A 14,021-nucleotide genomic window follows, 5' to 3' on the forward strand; every position below is an offset into this window, starting at 1 on the left:
TCGGTCCACCCGCTGTCCTCGCCTCACCCCTTCCGGGCCGCCGCGAGGATCTTCTCCGTGGTGTGGAAGAAGCGGCTGGTGCCCTGCCCGGCGTACGCCTTGCCGAACACCGCCGCAGGGTTCCCGGCCGGCCGGCCCGCGATGTGGCGCGCCACCACGTACGCCTCGCCCGGGGTGGCCGCGATCACCTCCAGGTCGCCCTTGGAAGAACGCACCGGCAGCACCAGGTCGGCCGGCAGCGGCTCGGAGAGGAAGACCACGCAGAGCCGGACCTCCGGTGTGATCTCCACCCCGGCGAACGGCTCGCCCGCGACCGCCGCCGCGACCTCGTCCACCGTCCGCAGCATCACCGGCACCGGATAGCCCAGCGCCGCCGCCAGGTGCTGCTCGATCCGCCGGGTCAGCGCTGCCCGGTCCACGTCCGGCTCGGCGCGGAAGAAGACGTTGCCGCTCTGTATGTAGCTGCGCACCTCCGCCAGCCCCAGCTCGCCGAAGAGCTCCCGCAGCCGCTCCATCTTGACCACCCGCCCGCCCACGTTCACCGCGCGCAGGAAGGCGATCCAGATGGTCGTCACGACGGCAGCACCGAGCGCAGCGCCTCCGGCGTCCGGGCGATCACCGCGTGCCCGTCGTCGGCCGTGATGATCGGGCGCTGCACCAGGATCGGGTTTTCCGCCAGCGCTGCCAGCCAGCGCGCCCGGTCGCCCGGCTCCCGCCCCCAGCTGCGCATCCCGAGCTCCTTGGCGACCGCCTCGTCGAGCCGGGTGATGTCCCACGGGTCCAGCCCCAGCCGCTCCAGCACCACCTCGAGCTCAGCCACCGAGGGCGGGTCCTCCAGGTAGCGACGCACCGTGTACTCGGCGCCGGCCTCGTTCAGCTCGGTCAGCGCGACTCGGCACTTGCCGCACCGCGGGTTGATCCAGATCTCCATGCCCTCAGCCTACGCAGCCCCACTGACACCCCCGCGTAACCCGCCACTCCCGATAAGGCTTGCTTACCGAACGGGACTTTGGTCCCGTCCAGCCAGGTCGTAGGGCCTCGGCCCGGCGGCGGATCGGTACGCGACGATGGGAGACACCGTCTGTACCCGGAGAGACGTCCTGCTTCGAGACATCGTCCCGCTTCGAGACATCGTCCCGCTTCGAGACATCGTCCCGCGTCCCGTTCCCACCGGCCCGAGGAGGTCCGCCGTGTCCTTTCGCGACGGCACCACCGCCACCATCGACCAAGGGGTCGGGTTCCCGCCGCACTGGGTGCGCTGGCTGCCCACGCTGCTGATCGTCATCGATCTCGTCGTGGAGGTCGCCTTCCCGCAGGCCACCGCGGCGGGCTTCCTGCTCACGGCGCTGCCGGTGCTGGTGGCCTTCGGTTTCGGCCCGTCGGTCACCGCGGCCTCCGGGCTGGGCGCGCTGGTACTGCAGATCGTGCTGGCCGCCCGGGCCGGGCACCTCTACGAGCACCACCACGTCTGGGTCTACCTCTCCACCCTGCTGGCCGCGCTGGCCGGCGTGATGCTGGCCCACCAGCGGATCCGGCAGGCCCGGCACCTGGTCCGGGCCCGCACGGTGAGCGAGGCGCTGCAGCGGACCGTGCTGCACCCGGTGCCCGAGCAGGTCGGCGAACTGCGCACCGCCGGACGCTACCGGGCCGCCCAGGCCGAGGTGGCGATCGGCGGCGACTTGTACGAGCTGTGCGAGACCGGGTTCGGCAGCCGGATCCTGCTCGGAGACGTCCGCGGCAAGGGCCTGGAAGCCGTCCGCACCGTTGCCGACCTGCTCGGCGCGTTCCGCGCGACCGCCCACGAGACGGCCGAACTGACCGAACTGGCCGAGCTGTTGGACCGTCAGGTGCGCCGCGGCGCGGTGGAGTGCGGGGACGACGAGCTCTTCGTCACGGCCCTGCTGCTGGAGCACCGGCCGGGCGCCGACCACCTCCGGGTGGTCAACCGCGGCCACCTCGACCCGGTGCTGCTGACCGGCGGCACGGTGCAGACCGTGCACTGCCGCCAGGACCTCCCGCTCGGCCTCGGCCACCTGCGCGCCCAGCCCGCCCCGCCCCCCGCGCTCGTCCCGCTCGCCGGCGGGCAGACCCTGCTGCTGCACACCGACGGCCTCACCGAGGCCCGCGACCCCGAGGGCCGCTTCTACCCCCTCACCGACCGCCTCGCCACCCGCTTCCACGGCCGCACCGCCGTCACCCCCGAACAACTCGTCGCCTTCCTCGGCGACGACGTCCAGTCCCACGGCGGCCCCGCCACCGACGACCTCGCCCTGCTGGCCCTGAGCCCGAGGCCCGACCCAGAAAAGCCATCGCTGCAGCTCAGACCCTGCTGAGCTGCAGCGATGGAATCGGAGGACTTCGCGTCCAGGGTCAGTGCTGGAGGGTGAGGACGCCCGGTCGCCAGGGGAGTTGGTCGTAGGGGCCGCCGGCGTTGGGGGACTTGCCCTGGTAGAGGAGCTGGAGGTTGCAGGGGTCGATGGTCATGGTCTGGTCGGGGTTGTTGCGGACCAGGTCGCCGTGGCTGATGTCGTTGGTCCAGGTGGCGCCGCTGTTGGCCTTGCCCGCGAAGGGGTTGTTCTCGCTGGCGGCCTGCGGGGTCCAGGAGCCGTTGAGGCTGGAGGCGGTGAAGGAGCGGAAGTAGCGGCCGCCGGAGCCCTGTGCCTCGACGATCATGAGGTACTGGTTCTGGTCCTTGACCTTGTAGACCTGCGGCGCCTCGAACAGGTTGTTCACCGAGTCGCTCATGACCGTGGTGTAGGAGGAGCCGAAGCTGCTGGGGAAGTTCCCGATCGGCATGCTGGCCCGGTAGATGCTGCCGTTGTCACCGGCGAAGAACAGGTACATGTTCTGGCCGTCGGCGATCAGGGTCTGGTCGATCGGGCCGGTGCCGGAGTTGGGGATGCTGCCGGTGAACAGCGGCTGCGGTGCGGACCAGCCGTTGGGGTTGGTGGGGTCGCTGGAGGTGCGGTAGATGAAGGGCCACTGGCCCCACTGGTAGGCCAGTACCCAGATGTTCTTGGGCGCGAAGTAGAACAGCGTGGGGGCCACCGTGGCCTGGCCCATGCCGGTCTGGCCGGCCGAGGCCATGTCCGACCAGTTGGTGAAGGGGCTGAACATCATCGAGCCGTACGAGGATCCCGACACGTTCGAGGCGTAGACGAGGTGCTTGCCGTTGTACACGACGTCGGTGAAGTCCTTGAGCGAGACCCAGCCGTTCGCCGGTTGGGCGAGCGAGCCGGTCGAGGACCAGCGGTAGGTCGAGGGCAGGGAGCAGTTGCCCGGCGGGGTCGTCCCGGACAGGCCGGTCCATTGTTGGTTGCTGTGGCCGTTGCAGGTCCAGATCTCGACCGCTGTGCCGTTGGCGGTGGCGGCGCCGGTGACGTCCAGGCACAGTCCGGACTCGACTCCGACGATGGTGCCGTCGGAGTTCACCCGCCACTGCTGGTTCGCTCCGCCGGTGCAGCTCCAGATCTGTACCCGGGTGCCGGCGGTGGTGGCGTGGTTCGGGACGTCCAGGCACTTGTTGCCGTAGACGGTCAGCTGGTTGCTGGACGTCGACGTCCACTGCTGGTTCGTCCCGTTCCAGCAGTCGTAGATCTGCAGGGACGCGCCGTCGGTCTGGCTGGCGTTCTGCACGTCGAGACACCGACCGGAACCCGTGCCGCGCAAGGCGCCGCTGGTGTCCGCCTGAGCCGGGGTGGCGACGAGCAGCGCCGCCAACGCCGCCACGGCCGCGACCACGGCGATGAACATCACGGACAGCTGCCCGCGACTGGAACTTCGTCCGCGCATGGGGACCTCCTTTGTGAACGGATGGAGCCGTGACCCGGCTTTGTCGCCGCCACCATGTGCGCGCCGCCGTGGGCGCGCATCAAGGGTCGGCCGTCTTCCCGGAGGGGCGCAGGGGCTCGGCAGAGCCGCGCGCCCCTGCGGCTCAGCTCACCTGAAGTTCCAGTGCTGGTTGGCGCCGCTGTTGGAGTCCCAGATCTGGACGGGAGTGCCGTTGGCGGTCTGACTGCCGGGAGTCTCCAGGGCTCGGCCGCTGGCGGCGTTGGTCAGCGTGTAGGAGCCGTCGCTGTTCTGGGCGGCCTTCCAGTGCTGGTTGGCGCCGCCGTTGGAGTCCCAGACCTGCATCCTGGTCCCGTTGCCCGTCTGGTTGCCCGGCTCGTCCAGGGCCCGGCCGCTGGCGACGTTGGTCAGCGTGTAGGAGCCGTCGCTGTTCTGGGTGGCCCGCCACTGCTGGTTGGTGGCGCCGCTGGCGTCCCACACCTGGAGCTGGGTGCCGTTGCCGTTCTGGCCCGCCGGCTCGTCGAGAACGCGCCCGGCGGCCACGTCGGAGAGCGTGTAGACGGTGCCGGAGGTGATGCCGCCGCCCGGAGGATTGCCGCCGCCGCCCCCGGAGCCCAGGGTGATGTTGGAGCTGCCGCTGCTCTGGTAGCCCTCGGTGGCCAGGATCTCGTAGTTCATGGTGCCGAGGTTCATGCCGGCCCTGGACCAGGCGTCGAAGTGGTTCCCGACGGTGATGGTTCCGCCGGTCCGCTTGGACTGACGGACGCTCCAGTACTGGTTGAAGGTCCTGATGCCCTCGATCGAGGGGGCGTTGACCCGCGTCGTCTCGTAGATGTCGTACGTGCCGCCGTCGCTGGTGACCGTGCCCTTGTACGTGCCGGTGGGCTTGTAGGAGCCGTAGTTGTCGACGATGTAGTACTCGACGAGCGGGTTGGTGCTCCAGCCGTAGAGCGACAGATAGGCGTTGCCGTTGGTGCTCCAGGTGCCCGAGTAGGTCACCGGGTTGCGGGACCCGGTGCTCCAGCCCTTGCCGGCCACGAAGTTGCCGGCGTTGCTCCAGGAGGTGCCATAGTTGCCGCCGCCGTTCAGCGACATCGAGGCCGCACCGTCGCCCTGGGTCCAGAACGAGTAGAAGTATCCGCCGTCGTTGCCGGTCTGGTTCGTGGTGATGGTCGCGGCCTCGGCGGTGCCGGGCAGGATCAGGACGGCCGCGAGGGCCGGCGCGAGGACGCGCGTCCTGCCGGCGATCCGCCGGAGGCGGCCGGCCCTGCGGCTCTTGGGGTGGGGGGAGTTCACGGGGGTGATCCGTCCTGTCGATGAGTGGGGGTGGGGGCGGCCCTGCGCCCGCACAGCGGTGCAGGAAACCGACTTGTCATCAACATCGCTTCGTCCGAATCCAGTTGGCACATGTGACCCGGATCCAAGGCCGTTCGGACTTGTCGACGGCGACAGTGTTGGCCTGCGCTCGACAGGCTGTCAATACTTTCGACTGATACCGCGAAAGTATCGCCTGTTCTCAAATCCACCCTCACCAACAAAAGTGCAGGCCGGGCACATGGCGGCCGATGCAAGCCCGGGAACTGGACCAATGCCTTGCCGATGCCCCACGATTGCCCTCGGGCGGGCTGTAACTTTCAACAGCAAGCGTTCGAAAGTTTCGCTATGGCTCGCACTGAGCGAAGCGGATCTGTTGTCGGCTTGACGTGATGATTGCGTCATTCTATCGTCGATGCATGCTCTTCCCTACGCCTTCTCTTGCCGTCGACGACAAGCGGGTGCTTGACGAGATCGAGCGCATGCGCCTCGCGCTGCGGAACCAGGTTCGTACGGCCCCGGTCAAGTGGACCGAGGGCCTGCGCAAATTCCTGACGGCCGATGCCGTGGCGGCTTCGAACTCCATCGAGGGCTTCAGGGTGTCCACTGTCGATGTCGAGGACCTGTTGGAGGGCGAGCGCGATGTGGAGGTGTCAGAAGAGAATCGCGAGGAGACGCTCGCTTACCAGCGGATGATGACGTACATCCAGGCATTGCACGACGTCGATGACTTCTCCTACAGCAAGGGGTTGCTCAACGCGCTGCACTGGATGCTGCAGGGCCATCGCCACACAGTGCGGAAGCCAGCCGGCCAGTGGCGCCGTGGACCGGTATACGTGACCGATGCCCGCGATCCGAGTATCGCCGCCTACACCGCACCTGACGCGGGGGATGTTCCTTCGCTGATGGAGGAGTTGGTGGACTGGCTAAATATCGGCGACGACATGCATCCACTGGTGAGGGCCGCGATGGCGCATCTGCACCTGGTGTCGATCCATCCTTGGGCCGACGGGAACGGTCGGATGTCGCGCTCGCTGCAGACTCTCGTGATCGCCCGAGAGGGCGTCCTCGCCCCGGAGTTCTCCTCGATCGAGGCCTGGCTGGGGCGCCCGGGAAACACCTGGGAGTACTACCGGGAACTGGGACGCCGAGGCTCCGAATACCTGCCCGACCAGGATGTCTCCGGGTGGATCCGCTTCAACTTGACGGCCTACCATCAGCAGGCGCAGACCGTGCAAGGCCGCTTGGACAGGTCCGGGCAGGTCTGGGGCCTGCTTGCGGACTTTGTCGAGGGCGCGAGCATGGACGAGCGGATGGTGACGGCTCTGCACGACGTGGCCATGGCCGGCCGGGTGCGACGCTCGCGTTACGAACACGCGGAGGGGCTGAGTGTGCAGCAGGCGCAGCGGGATCTGCGTGAGTTGGTCACCGCTCAGGTGCTTGAGCCGGTAGGCCGCACTCGGGCCAGGTATTACATGGCAGGACCGCGTTTCCCGGAGCGGGCACTAAGCGTGGCACGCACTCCGATGCGCCTCGTCGACCCGTTCGCTGGCTGAGATCGGTCGCGTCAGCCGGTGGGCCGACGCGTGGTCGCGCTTGTCGCGCAGTGGCCGGGGCCCGCGCGGTATCAGGACGGGCCCTCGGCCGGGCCGGCGGTCGTGCCTCGGCCGAGGGACTCCGGCGACGGTTCGAGCCAGCCGAGGCTGGTGGCGGTCATGCCGGCCTGGAAGCGTGACTTGGCCCCGAGGCGGCGCATCAGCGCTGCCATCATCCTTCGTACCGTGCGCAAGGAGACGCCGAGTTGGCGGGCGACGAAGTCGTCCGAGTGTCCCTGCCCCAGGAGGCGCAGCAGTTCCACCTCCTGTGCGCTGGCCTCGCTGACCGGGGCGTCAAGGGGGTCGGCGGTCCCCTTGAGCACCGACGCCGAGCGCCACACCTGCTCGAACAGTGCCAGGCAGACGCTCACGACGCCCCGGTGCCTGATGATCAGGGCCCCCTGCCGGGGGTCGTCGGGATCGACCGGGATGACCGCGAGCGAACGATCGGCGACGATGAGGCGCATCGGCAGCGTCGTGGCGGTTCGGATGTCCGCCCCCGAACTGAGCATCCACCGGGCGTAGCCCATGGTCTCCTGACTGTTCCGGATGCTCTCCACGTAGACGGTGCGCATCTGGACGCCGCGGGCGAGGGTCTCGCTGTCGAGGTCGTGACTGGCCTGCAGCACGTCCTTGGACTGGGGCCCGCCCGGCACCAGGGTGGCCACTTCGGAGCAGGTCTCCGCGGCCAGGCGTTCGAGTCGTTGCCGTACCTCGTCGAGCCCCACGACGTGCTCGACATTCGGAAGCGTGCCGGAGTGGCCGGCCTTCCGGTAGACGGCCGCCAACTCGGCGATGTGCCGCTTGGCCTGACGGACCGACTCCCAGCGGTGATGGACCTCGGCCTCCTCGGCGGCCAGGATCGCACTGAGCCTCATGTCGGGGTCGACCGGAACCCAGTCTCCCGCGGAGCCCGATCCGTGGTCCAGCAGTGCCATGTCCGCCAGGGCGTCCAGGGCGTCCTCGACCGTGCTGCTGTCAAGGCCCAGGTGGCGACCCAGCCCGTCCAGGTCCAGGTCCGGCCGCTCCAGGAGCGCCCGGTAGACCAGGTAGGAGGATCTGTGCAGCCCCAGAGCCTCGAACGGCTGAGCCGGAAGTGGATTCTCGTCTCGGTCGATCCGGATCGATGGCATCGTCGCATCCTTGTGAGGCCCAGGGCGGGGAGGAGTCGAAGCGCTTCGTCATCGAAGCCTTGAGATCTACAAGATCAGGACTATAAGCACCGAACTTATTCTTCGTCTACCGACTCCAATCGCTTCGACGATATTCGACAGAAAACCCTCGTCCTCACGTCCCAGAGGCGTGGATCAGGCCGTGTCGCCGCCAATGTCCGTGTGCCAGGCGCCCTCGGTATCCGGTTGCGCGGCACGGCCGTTGATCCGGACGGAGGTGGTGTGGGGGCCGCCGACGAGCGGGGGGAAGAACACCGCCCGGACGGGCAGCGGGCCGGTCGAGGTGAGTTCGACGGACGGGCCGGTGCGGACCAGCTCCAGGCGGGTCGTGCCGTTCTCGTCGTGCACCACGGCGTGGCCGTCCCCCGTGGTCCAGCAGACGACCGTGATGTCCGCCGAGTCACCGTCACCGACCGTGGCCCGTGGGGTGGTGGTGGGGATCAGCGCGCCGTTCCGCACGAACAGCGGGACCTGGTCCAGCGGCTTGGCCACCCGCAGGTGACGGCCGCCGGTGTGGAACTCCCCGGTCCAGTAGTCGATCCACTGTCCGTCGGGCAGGTACAGGTGCCGTTCCCCCTCGGGACTGGTGATCGGCGCCACGAGCAGGTCGGGGCCGAAGAGGTACTCGAGGTCGGCGGACCAGGTGCCGGGCTCCTGCGGTGCGTGCATGGCCAACGGGCGCATGATCGTGGCCCCGCTCGTCCCGGACTCGACGGCGGCCGAGTACAGGTACGGCATCAGCCGGTAGCGCAGCCGGACCGCGTCGACGACGGCCCGGTCCACCGCGTGCTCGAAGTCCCAGGGGTAGCGGGTGCTGGTGCCGTGGAACCGCAGCATCGGCGAGAAGGCGCCGAACTGGGCGGAGCGCGCCATGAGGTCAGGGGCGGGCGTTCCGGTGAAGCCGCCCACGTCATGGCTCCAGTACGGAACGCCGCTGAACGCGTACGACAGCCCCCCTCGCAGCGTGGAGGCCATCGCGGCGAAGCTCGTGTTGTTGTCGCCGGCCCACTGCCCGCAGTGGCGCTGGCCGCCGGTGAACGAGGAACGGGCCCAGACCACGCGGTGCCCGGCCACCTGCTCGGTCACGTCGGCGACGGCGTCGTTGAAGAGCAGTGAGTAGACGTTGTGGAGCTCCTCCCCGGTCATCCCGTTGGAGGCCGAGGCGTCGACCGGGACGCCCTCGCCGAAGTCCGTCTTGAAGACGTCCACCCCCTGTTCCAGGAGCGGCCGGAGCAGCCCCTGGAACCAGGCGGTCGCCTCGGGGTTGGTGAAGTCGGTGATGCCGCACTCGGGACGGGACCCGTGCCAGACGTCGGCGACATGGACGGAGCCGTCCGCGCGCTTGAGGAAGTAGCCCTTGCCCGCGCCTTCCTCGAAGAGCGGACTCTCGACGCTGACGTACGGGTTCATCCACACGCAGACCTTGAATCCGAGGTCGTGCAGCGCGGACAGCATGCCCGCCGGCTCGGGGAACCGGTCCTCGTCCCAGCGCAGGTCGGACCAGCGGTCGGATCGTTGCCAGTAGGCGTCCAGGTGGAGCACGTCGCAGGGGATGCCGTGCTCCCGGATCCGCCGCGCCTGCGCCAGGGTGCCCTCCTGGTCGACCTTCAGGTAGCCCGTGGAGATCCAGGCGCCCAGCGCCCACCGGGGAGGGGTCACCGGCCTGCCGGTGAGCCGGTGGTAGCGGTCGAGCGTCTCCGCGGGCGTCGGACCGGCGATCAGGTAGTAGTCCAACTGGTCGTCGGGCACGGTGATCTGGACGCAGGAGTGGGTGGAGTGGCAGATGTCGAACTCGGTCGCCATGCCGCTGTCGACGAGGACTCCGTAGCCGCGGCTGGACAGGTACAGGGGGACGTTCTTGTAGGAGCGTTCGGATTCGGAGCTGAAGGCGTCGTAGTTCCAGGTGACGATGCGCTGACCCCGCTTGTCGAGTCCGGTGAACTTCTCGCCGAGGCCGACGAAGTGCTCGTCGGGACGGGCCGCGAAGGTCTCGTGGTAGGCCAGCACCCCGCCGTCCGGGCCGAGGGACCTGCCGAAGGGCAGCACCCGCAGTTTGAGGCTGATGTCGGACTCGTCCGTGTTCTGCTCGGTCAGCAGCGTTCCGGTCGCGTCGTGGAACCGTATCCGCCACGGGTCGAAGTCGATGGTCGCGCTGACCGCGCCGGCCTGGAGCCAGGCACCGTCGGCGCCGATCTCGACCCGGGCCCCGGCATGGTGGCCCGGAGTCACCAGCCGGGTCGCCGCGGCCGAGCGCGTCACCGTCTCGGCGGTGGGGGCCAGCCGGACCCGGATGACGCCCTCCCCGGCGGCCCTGACGTCGATGAGCAGGTGGTCGCCGGTCGACATCAGCGCTCGCAGCCGCAGGCCTTCCCGATCGTGGGAGACCGGCTCGGCGGAGAGGACCCGACTGGGTCCCTCGTCTCCCGGAGCGAGGAGCGGGAGGTCACGGGGGTCGGCGACGTGGGTGATCCAGGGGGCGAGCGGTTGACGGTAGGGCATGCGGGTCCTCCTCAGGAAGTGGTGATGCCGTGCAGGGCGTCGTGGATGGTCAGGAGTTCGGCGTAGCGTCCGCCGCGTGCGAGCAGTGCCGTGTGGTCGCCCGCCTCGATCACCGCTCCCGCCTCCATGACCAGGATCAGGTCCGCTTCCCGGACCGTGGAGAGACGGTGCGAGACGATCAGGGTCACGGTGCCGCAGGCCTCGGCGAACCGCCGGGACATCGCCAAGTGGCGTCGGAAGACCGCCTGTTCGGTGGGGGCGTCCAAGGCGGCGGTCGGCTCGTCGAGGATCACCAGCAGGGGCGCGGTGCGCATGGCCGCCCGGGCCAGTGCCACACGCTGCCACTGGCCCTCGGACAGGTCGACGCCGCCGAGCTCCCGTCCCAGCGGGCTGTCCAGTCCGTCGGGCAGCCCGTCCGCCACGACCAGGGCGTCACCGTCGGCCAGCGCCCGGTGCAGGGCGTCGGGGTCGCTGCTCCGGCCGAGGTCGCCTATCCCGACGGCCTCACGGAGCGTCGTCTGGTAGCGCCCGAAGTCCTGGAAGGCGACGGACAGGCGTTCGCTCCACGAGGACGGGGCGAAGTCGCGCAGGTCGGTGCCGTCCACGGTGATCCGCCCCCGCTCCGGGGGGTACAGCCCGCACAGCAGTTTGACCAGCGAGGACTTGCCCGAGCCGTACTCGCCCACGACGGCCACCGTCGCGCCCGCGGGCAGGTGGGCCGACACCGAGTCGACCGCGGCCCTGGTCGACTCCGGGTAGCGGAAGGTTACCTCGTCGAGGGTTATCCCCTTCCTGAGCAGGTCCGGCGGGCGCAGGTGCGCTGACGCCGGCGCCGGCGCGTGTTCCGCGCTGTAGCGGAGCAGCCAGAGGCAGGGCTCCAGTGCCTCGGCGCCGTTGACGACGTTGCTGACGCCCTCGACAGTCAGCTCCACCTGACGCCGCAACTGCCCCGCGAGGGTTATCGCCAGCAGCAGGTCGCCGGCAGAGCAGGCGCCCGAGGCGGCCAGGTGGGCCGTGTAGGCCAGGCAGCCGGCGTAGGCCGCGGTGAAGACCAGCCAGCCGGCGGACGTCAGGACCGCCGCGCGCCGTCGGACCCGCTGCCGGATCTCGGTCGCCGTGCGCCACTGGTCGGCGCGCAGGGACAGCAGCCGGGGCGCCGCGCCGCAGATCATGATCTCCTTGGCCGAGCCAGGTGAGGTGAGGAGCCCGAAGAGGTCCTCCTCCAGACGGGTGCTCTCGGCGGTCGCCAGCATCGACGCCCGGATCGCCTTCTGCGTGTGGCGGTTCACCAGGAGCGGGACCGGTGTGAAGAGGATCAGCACAAGCAGGACCGGGTCGACCTGTGCCAGCAGGAAGACGCTGCCGACCAGGCTGGCCAGGCTGCCGATCGACTCCAGCGGGAGCCAGGCGGCCGCCACCAGGGTCGGACCGCTGCCCAGGGTCAGCGCGACCCGGTCCAGGTACACGGGCCGCTCCAGGTGGTCCAGATGGGGCAGGCCGGCCACGGCCCCGATGATCTCGCGCTCGAGGTCCATCCCGATCTGCTCGCTCAGGTTCCCGCGCAACGCGTGCCTGGTGTTGATCCCGGCGTTGACGATGAGAAGGCATCCGGCAGCACCGGCCGCCGCGGCCAGGACGTGGGCGGCGCTCCGCTGCCCGGTGCCCTCCACCAGGGCGCGCACGCTCATCGCGAGGACGGCGACGGCGACGCTCTCGGCGGCGATCAGCGCGGTCAGCAGAGCGCTCGTGCCGGGGGCGGAGCGCCAGCAGCGGCTGAGCAGGAGCTTCCAGAAGGCGATCCTGGCGTTCACAGGGCCTCCTCCTGCCCGGCGAAGAGTTCCGCGTAGACGCCGTCTGCGGCGAGGAGTTGTGCGTGCGTCCCGGTCTCGACCACCCTGCCGTCGGCGAGGCAGGCGATCCGGTCGGCCTGTTGCACCGTGGAGAGCCGGTGCGAGATCAGCACCACGCTGACGTCCGGCAACCCGTGGACCACTCTGCGGAACACCTCCAGTTCGGTGCGGATGTCGAGATGGGCGGTGGGTTCGTCCAGGACCAGGATTCGCGCGCCGCGCTGGACCGCGTGCATGGCGCGGGTGAGGGCGATGTGCTGCCACTGGCCTCCGGACAGGTCGACCCCCGCGGTGTACTTGGACGACAACGGGGTGTTCCAGCCGGCGGGCAGACGCTGGATCAGTTCCGTGCTGCCGGCCGCCCGGGCCGCGTCGGCCAACGCGGCCTGACCGGGCGCCTCCGAGCACGCGCCCAGGGTGACGTTGTCGACGACGCTCAACGGGTACTTGACGAAGTCCTGGAAGACCGCGGCGAGCCCGCGCCACCAGTCGGCGGGGGCCAGGGCCGCGATGTCGACGCCGTCCGCGGTGATCCGGCCGTCCGTCGGCCGGTACAGCCCGGCGAGCAGTTTGGTCAGGGTGGTCTTGCCGGCTCCGTTGCGGCCCACGAGGGCCAGCACCTCGCCCGGACGGATCTCCAGGTCGCATTCCTCCAGCACCGGCCGGTCCGCACCCGGGTAACGGAAGCCGACTCCTTCGAACCGCACCAGTGGAGCGCGGCCGGGGGCGTCCGGCCCCGGTGCGGCCGCCGTCGGCGAGGTCGGTGCCGTCGGGGTGCGCGGGCTCCGGCCGGCTGCCAGGCGCGCGCCCAGCCGGTCCAGTGCGGCGGTGCCCGAGGCTCCGCCGGCCACCACGACGGTGTCGTGGTCCGAAGCCGCGAGGGACAGCAGACCGATGACCGCGGCGAGCATCGCCCCCAGGTCGCCCGGGTCGACGTGCCCGCGCATCGCCCCGAGTCCGAGCGCGGAGAGTCCGGCGAGCGCGGACAGGGCCAGCAGCGCGAAGGCGGTCCACTGCCGCCAGTTGAGTTCGGAGCCCCGGCGCCAGACGGGCTCGACCCGGCTCCGGAAGCTCTCCTGCCAGTGGTCGCTCACCCATTCCCGCAGCCCGAAGACCCGTGTCTCCTTGGCTGCGCCAGGGGCGATCACCTGTTCCCGCCAGTAGCGTTCCCGGCGGGCCGCCGCGGCGCCGTTCGCCGACACCTCGGCGACGGCCATCGTGTTGCGGCTGAGGACGCCACGGGTGCCGAGGACCGCGAGCAGCATGAGCAGCAGCAGCCATGGGGAGTACCGGACGAGCACGGCCGCGCAGGCCGCCGCCTGGAGGCTCCGGAAGAGCAGCCTCAGCTGCGACACCGCGGCCTGCCCCGGCGTGCTCTCGGTCCAGTTGGTGGGAGGACGGGCGGAGGCGAGCAGCAGGTCGTCGCGCACGGCCGGCTCCTCCAGCAGCGTGATCCCCGAGGCCCCGGTGACCAGTTCGGCCACGCGCGCGCGTTGGGCGCCGTCGATCCGGCGCGCGGCGAGGACCCGCAGCGCCGAACCGGACACATCGGCGGCCTGGCCGACGAGGAGCGTCCCGGCGAGGAGGGCCAGGGGGGCGACCCAACTCCCTGAGTGGGCGGTTGAGCCGGTCACCGAGCGGATGAGCACGCCAGTGGCGATCGCGGCCACGGCCGGCTGCAGCGCCTGGACCAGGAACAGCAGCGCCAGCACGGTGACGGTGACCGCTCCGGCGGGCCGCAGCGCACGCAGGAGCCGCACCCGGCTTCGCACCAGGGTGGTGACGGGCATGGTTTGGACCGA

General features: G+C 70.1%; 10 protein-coding genes. 2 read left to right on the plus strand and 8 right to left on the minus strand.

The window, feature by feature from the left end:
* Nucleotides 1-23: 23 nt before the first annotated feature.
* Nucleotides 24-575 (minus strand): DUF1697 domain-containing protein, encoded by a 552-nt coding sequence (locus BR98_RS30460; protein ID WP_232247688.1) that lies wholly within the window; start codon nt 573-575, stop codon nt 24-26.
* Nucleotides 572-931, minus strand: coding sequence for an ArsC/Spx/MgsR family protein (locus BR98_RS30465; RefSeq protein WP_035849836.1), 360 nt, complete (start codon nt 929-931; stop codon nt 572-574). The genes BR98_RS30460 and BR98_RS30465 overlap by 4 nt, the downstream gene beginning before the upstream one ends.
* Nucleotides 932-1,190: 259 nt before the next feature.
* Here BR98_RS30465 and BR98_RS30470 point away from each other — a divergent pair, with 259 nt between their 5' ends.
* On the plus strand, nt 1,191-2,333 hold the full coding sequence (locus BR98_RS30470; protein ID WP_051970459.1) for a PP2C family protein-serine/threonine phosphatase: 1,143 nt from the start codon (nt 1,191-1,193) through the stop codon (nt 2,331-2,333).
* 37 nt (nt 2,334-2,370) lie between these two features.
* Here the strand turns inward: BR98_RS30470 and BR98_RS30475 are convergent, their stop codons facing one another.
* Nucleotides 2,371-3,792: a non-reducing end alpha-L-arabinofuranosidase family hydrolase gene (locus tag BR98_RS30475; protein WP_051970461.1), complete on the minus strand. Its 1,422-nt coding sequence runs from the start codon at nt 3,790-3,792 to the stop codon at nt 2,371-2,373.
* Between the two features lie 147 nt (nt 3,793-3,939).
* Entirely contained in the window at nt 3,940-5,085 is a 1,146-nt protein-coding gene (locus BR98_RS30480; protein WP_407639513.1) for a glycoside hydrolase family 11 protein, read from the minus strand.
* A gap of 437 nt (nt 5,086-5,522) precedes the next feature.
* Here BR98_RS30480 and BR98_RS30485 point away from each other — a divergent pair, with 437 nt between their 5' ends.
* Nucleotides 5,523-6,659: a Fic family protein gene (locus BR98_RS30485; protein WP_035849839.1), complete on the plus strand. Its 1,137-nt coding sequence runs from the start codon at nt 5,523-5,525 to the stop codon at nt 6,657-6,659.
* Between the two features lie 71 nt (nt 6,660-6,730).
* Here the strand turns inward: BR98_RS30485 and BR98_RS30490 are convergent, their stop codons facing one another.
* The 4 genes from BR98_RS30490 to BR98_RS30505 all read right to left on the minus strand — a co-directional run bounded on the left by BR98_RS30490 (nt 6,731) and on the right by BR98_RS30505 (nt 14,009).
* The gene (locus tag BR98_RS30490; protein ID WP_051970463.1) at nt 6,731-7,831 is read right to left on the minus strand and encodes a helix-turn-helix transcriptional regulator; all 1,101 of its coding nucleotides are present in this window, start codon (nt 7,829-7,831) and stop codon (nt 6,731-6,733) included.
* A 174-nt stretch (nt 7,832-8,005) separates the two neighbouring features.
* On the minus strand, nt 8,006-10,369 hold the full coding sequence (locus tag BR98_RS30495; protein WP_063774862.1) for a TIM-barrel domain-containing protein: 2,364 nt from the start codon (nt 10,367-10,369) through the stop codon (nt 8,006-8,008).
* An 11-nt stretch (nt 10,370-10,380) separates the two neighbouring features.
* Complete coding sequence (locus tag BR98_RS30500; protein ID WP_035849848.1) at nt 10,381-12,180, minus strand: ABC transporter ATP-binding protein; 1,800 nt, start codon at nt 12,178-12,180, stop codon at nt 10,381-10,383.
* Nucleotides 12,177-14,009, minus strand: a complete 1,833-nt coding sequence (locus tag BR98_RS30505; RefSeq protein WP_035849850.1) for an ATP-binding cassette domain-containing protein — start codon at nt 14,007-14,009, stop codon at nt 12,177-12,179. The genes BR98_RS30500 and BR98_RS30505 overlap by 4 nt, the downstream gene beginning before the upstream one ends.
* Between the last annotated feature and the right edge of the window lie 12 nt (nt 14,010-14,021).

It is taken from the genome of Kitasatospora azatica KCTC 9699, assembly GCF_000744785.1.
In the GTDB taxonomy this organism is placed as follows: Bacteria; Actinomycetota; Actinomycetes; order Streptomycetales; family Streptomycetaceae; genus Kitasatospora; species Kitasatospora azatica.

Coding starts and splice junctions, on each gene's coding strand:
- BR98_RS30485 (WP_035849839.1), top strand. CDS start 5,523: ATGCTCTTCCCTACGCCTTCTCTTGCCGTCGACGACAAGCGGGTGCTT.
- BR98_RS30475 (WP_051970461.1), bottom strand. CDS start 3,792: ATGCGCGGACGAAGTTCCAGTCGCGGGCAGCTGTCCGTGATGTTCATC.
- BR98_RS30465 (WP_035849836.1), bottom strand. CDS start 931: ATGGAGATCTGGATCAACCCGCGGTGCGGCAAGTGCCGAGTCGCGCTG.
- BR98_RS30490 (WP_051970463.1), bottom strand. CDS start 7,831: ATGCCATCGATCCGGATCGACCGAGACGAGAATCCACTTCCGGCTCAG.
- BR98_RS30495 (WP_063774862.1), bottom strand. CDS start 10,369: ATGCCCTACCGTCAACCGCTCGCCCCCTGGATCACCCACGTCGCCGAC.
- BR98_RS30505 (WP_035849850.1), bottom strand. CDS start 14,009: ATGCCCGTCACCACCCTGGTGCGAAGCCGGGTGCGGCTCCTGCGTGCG.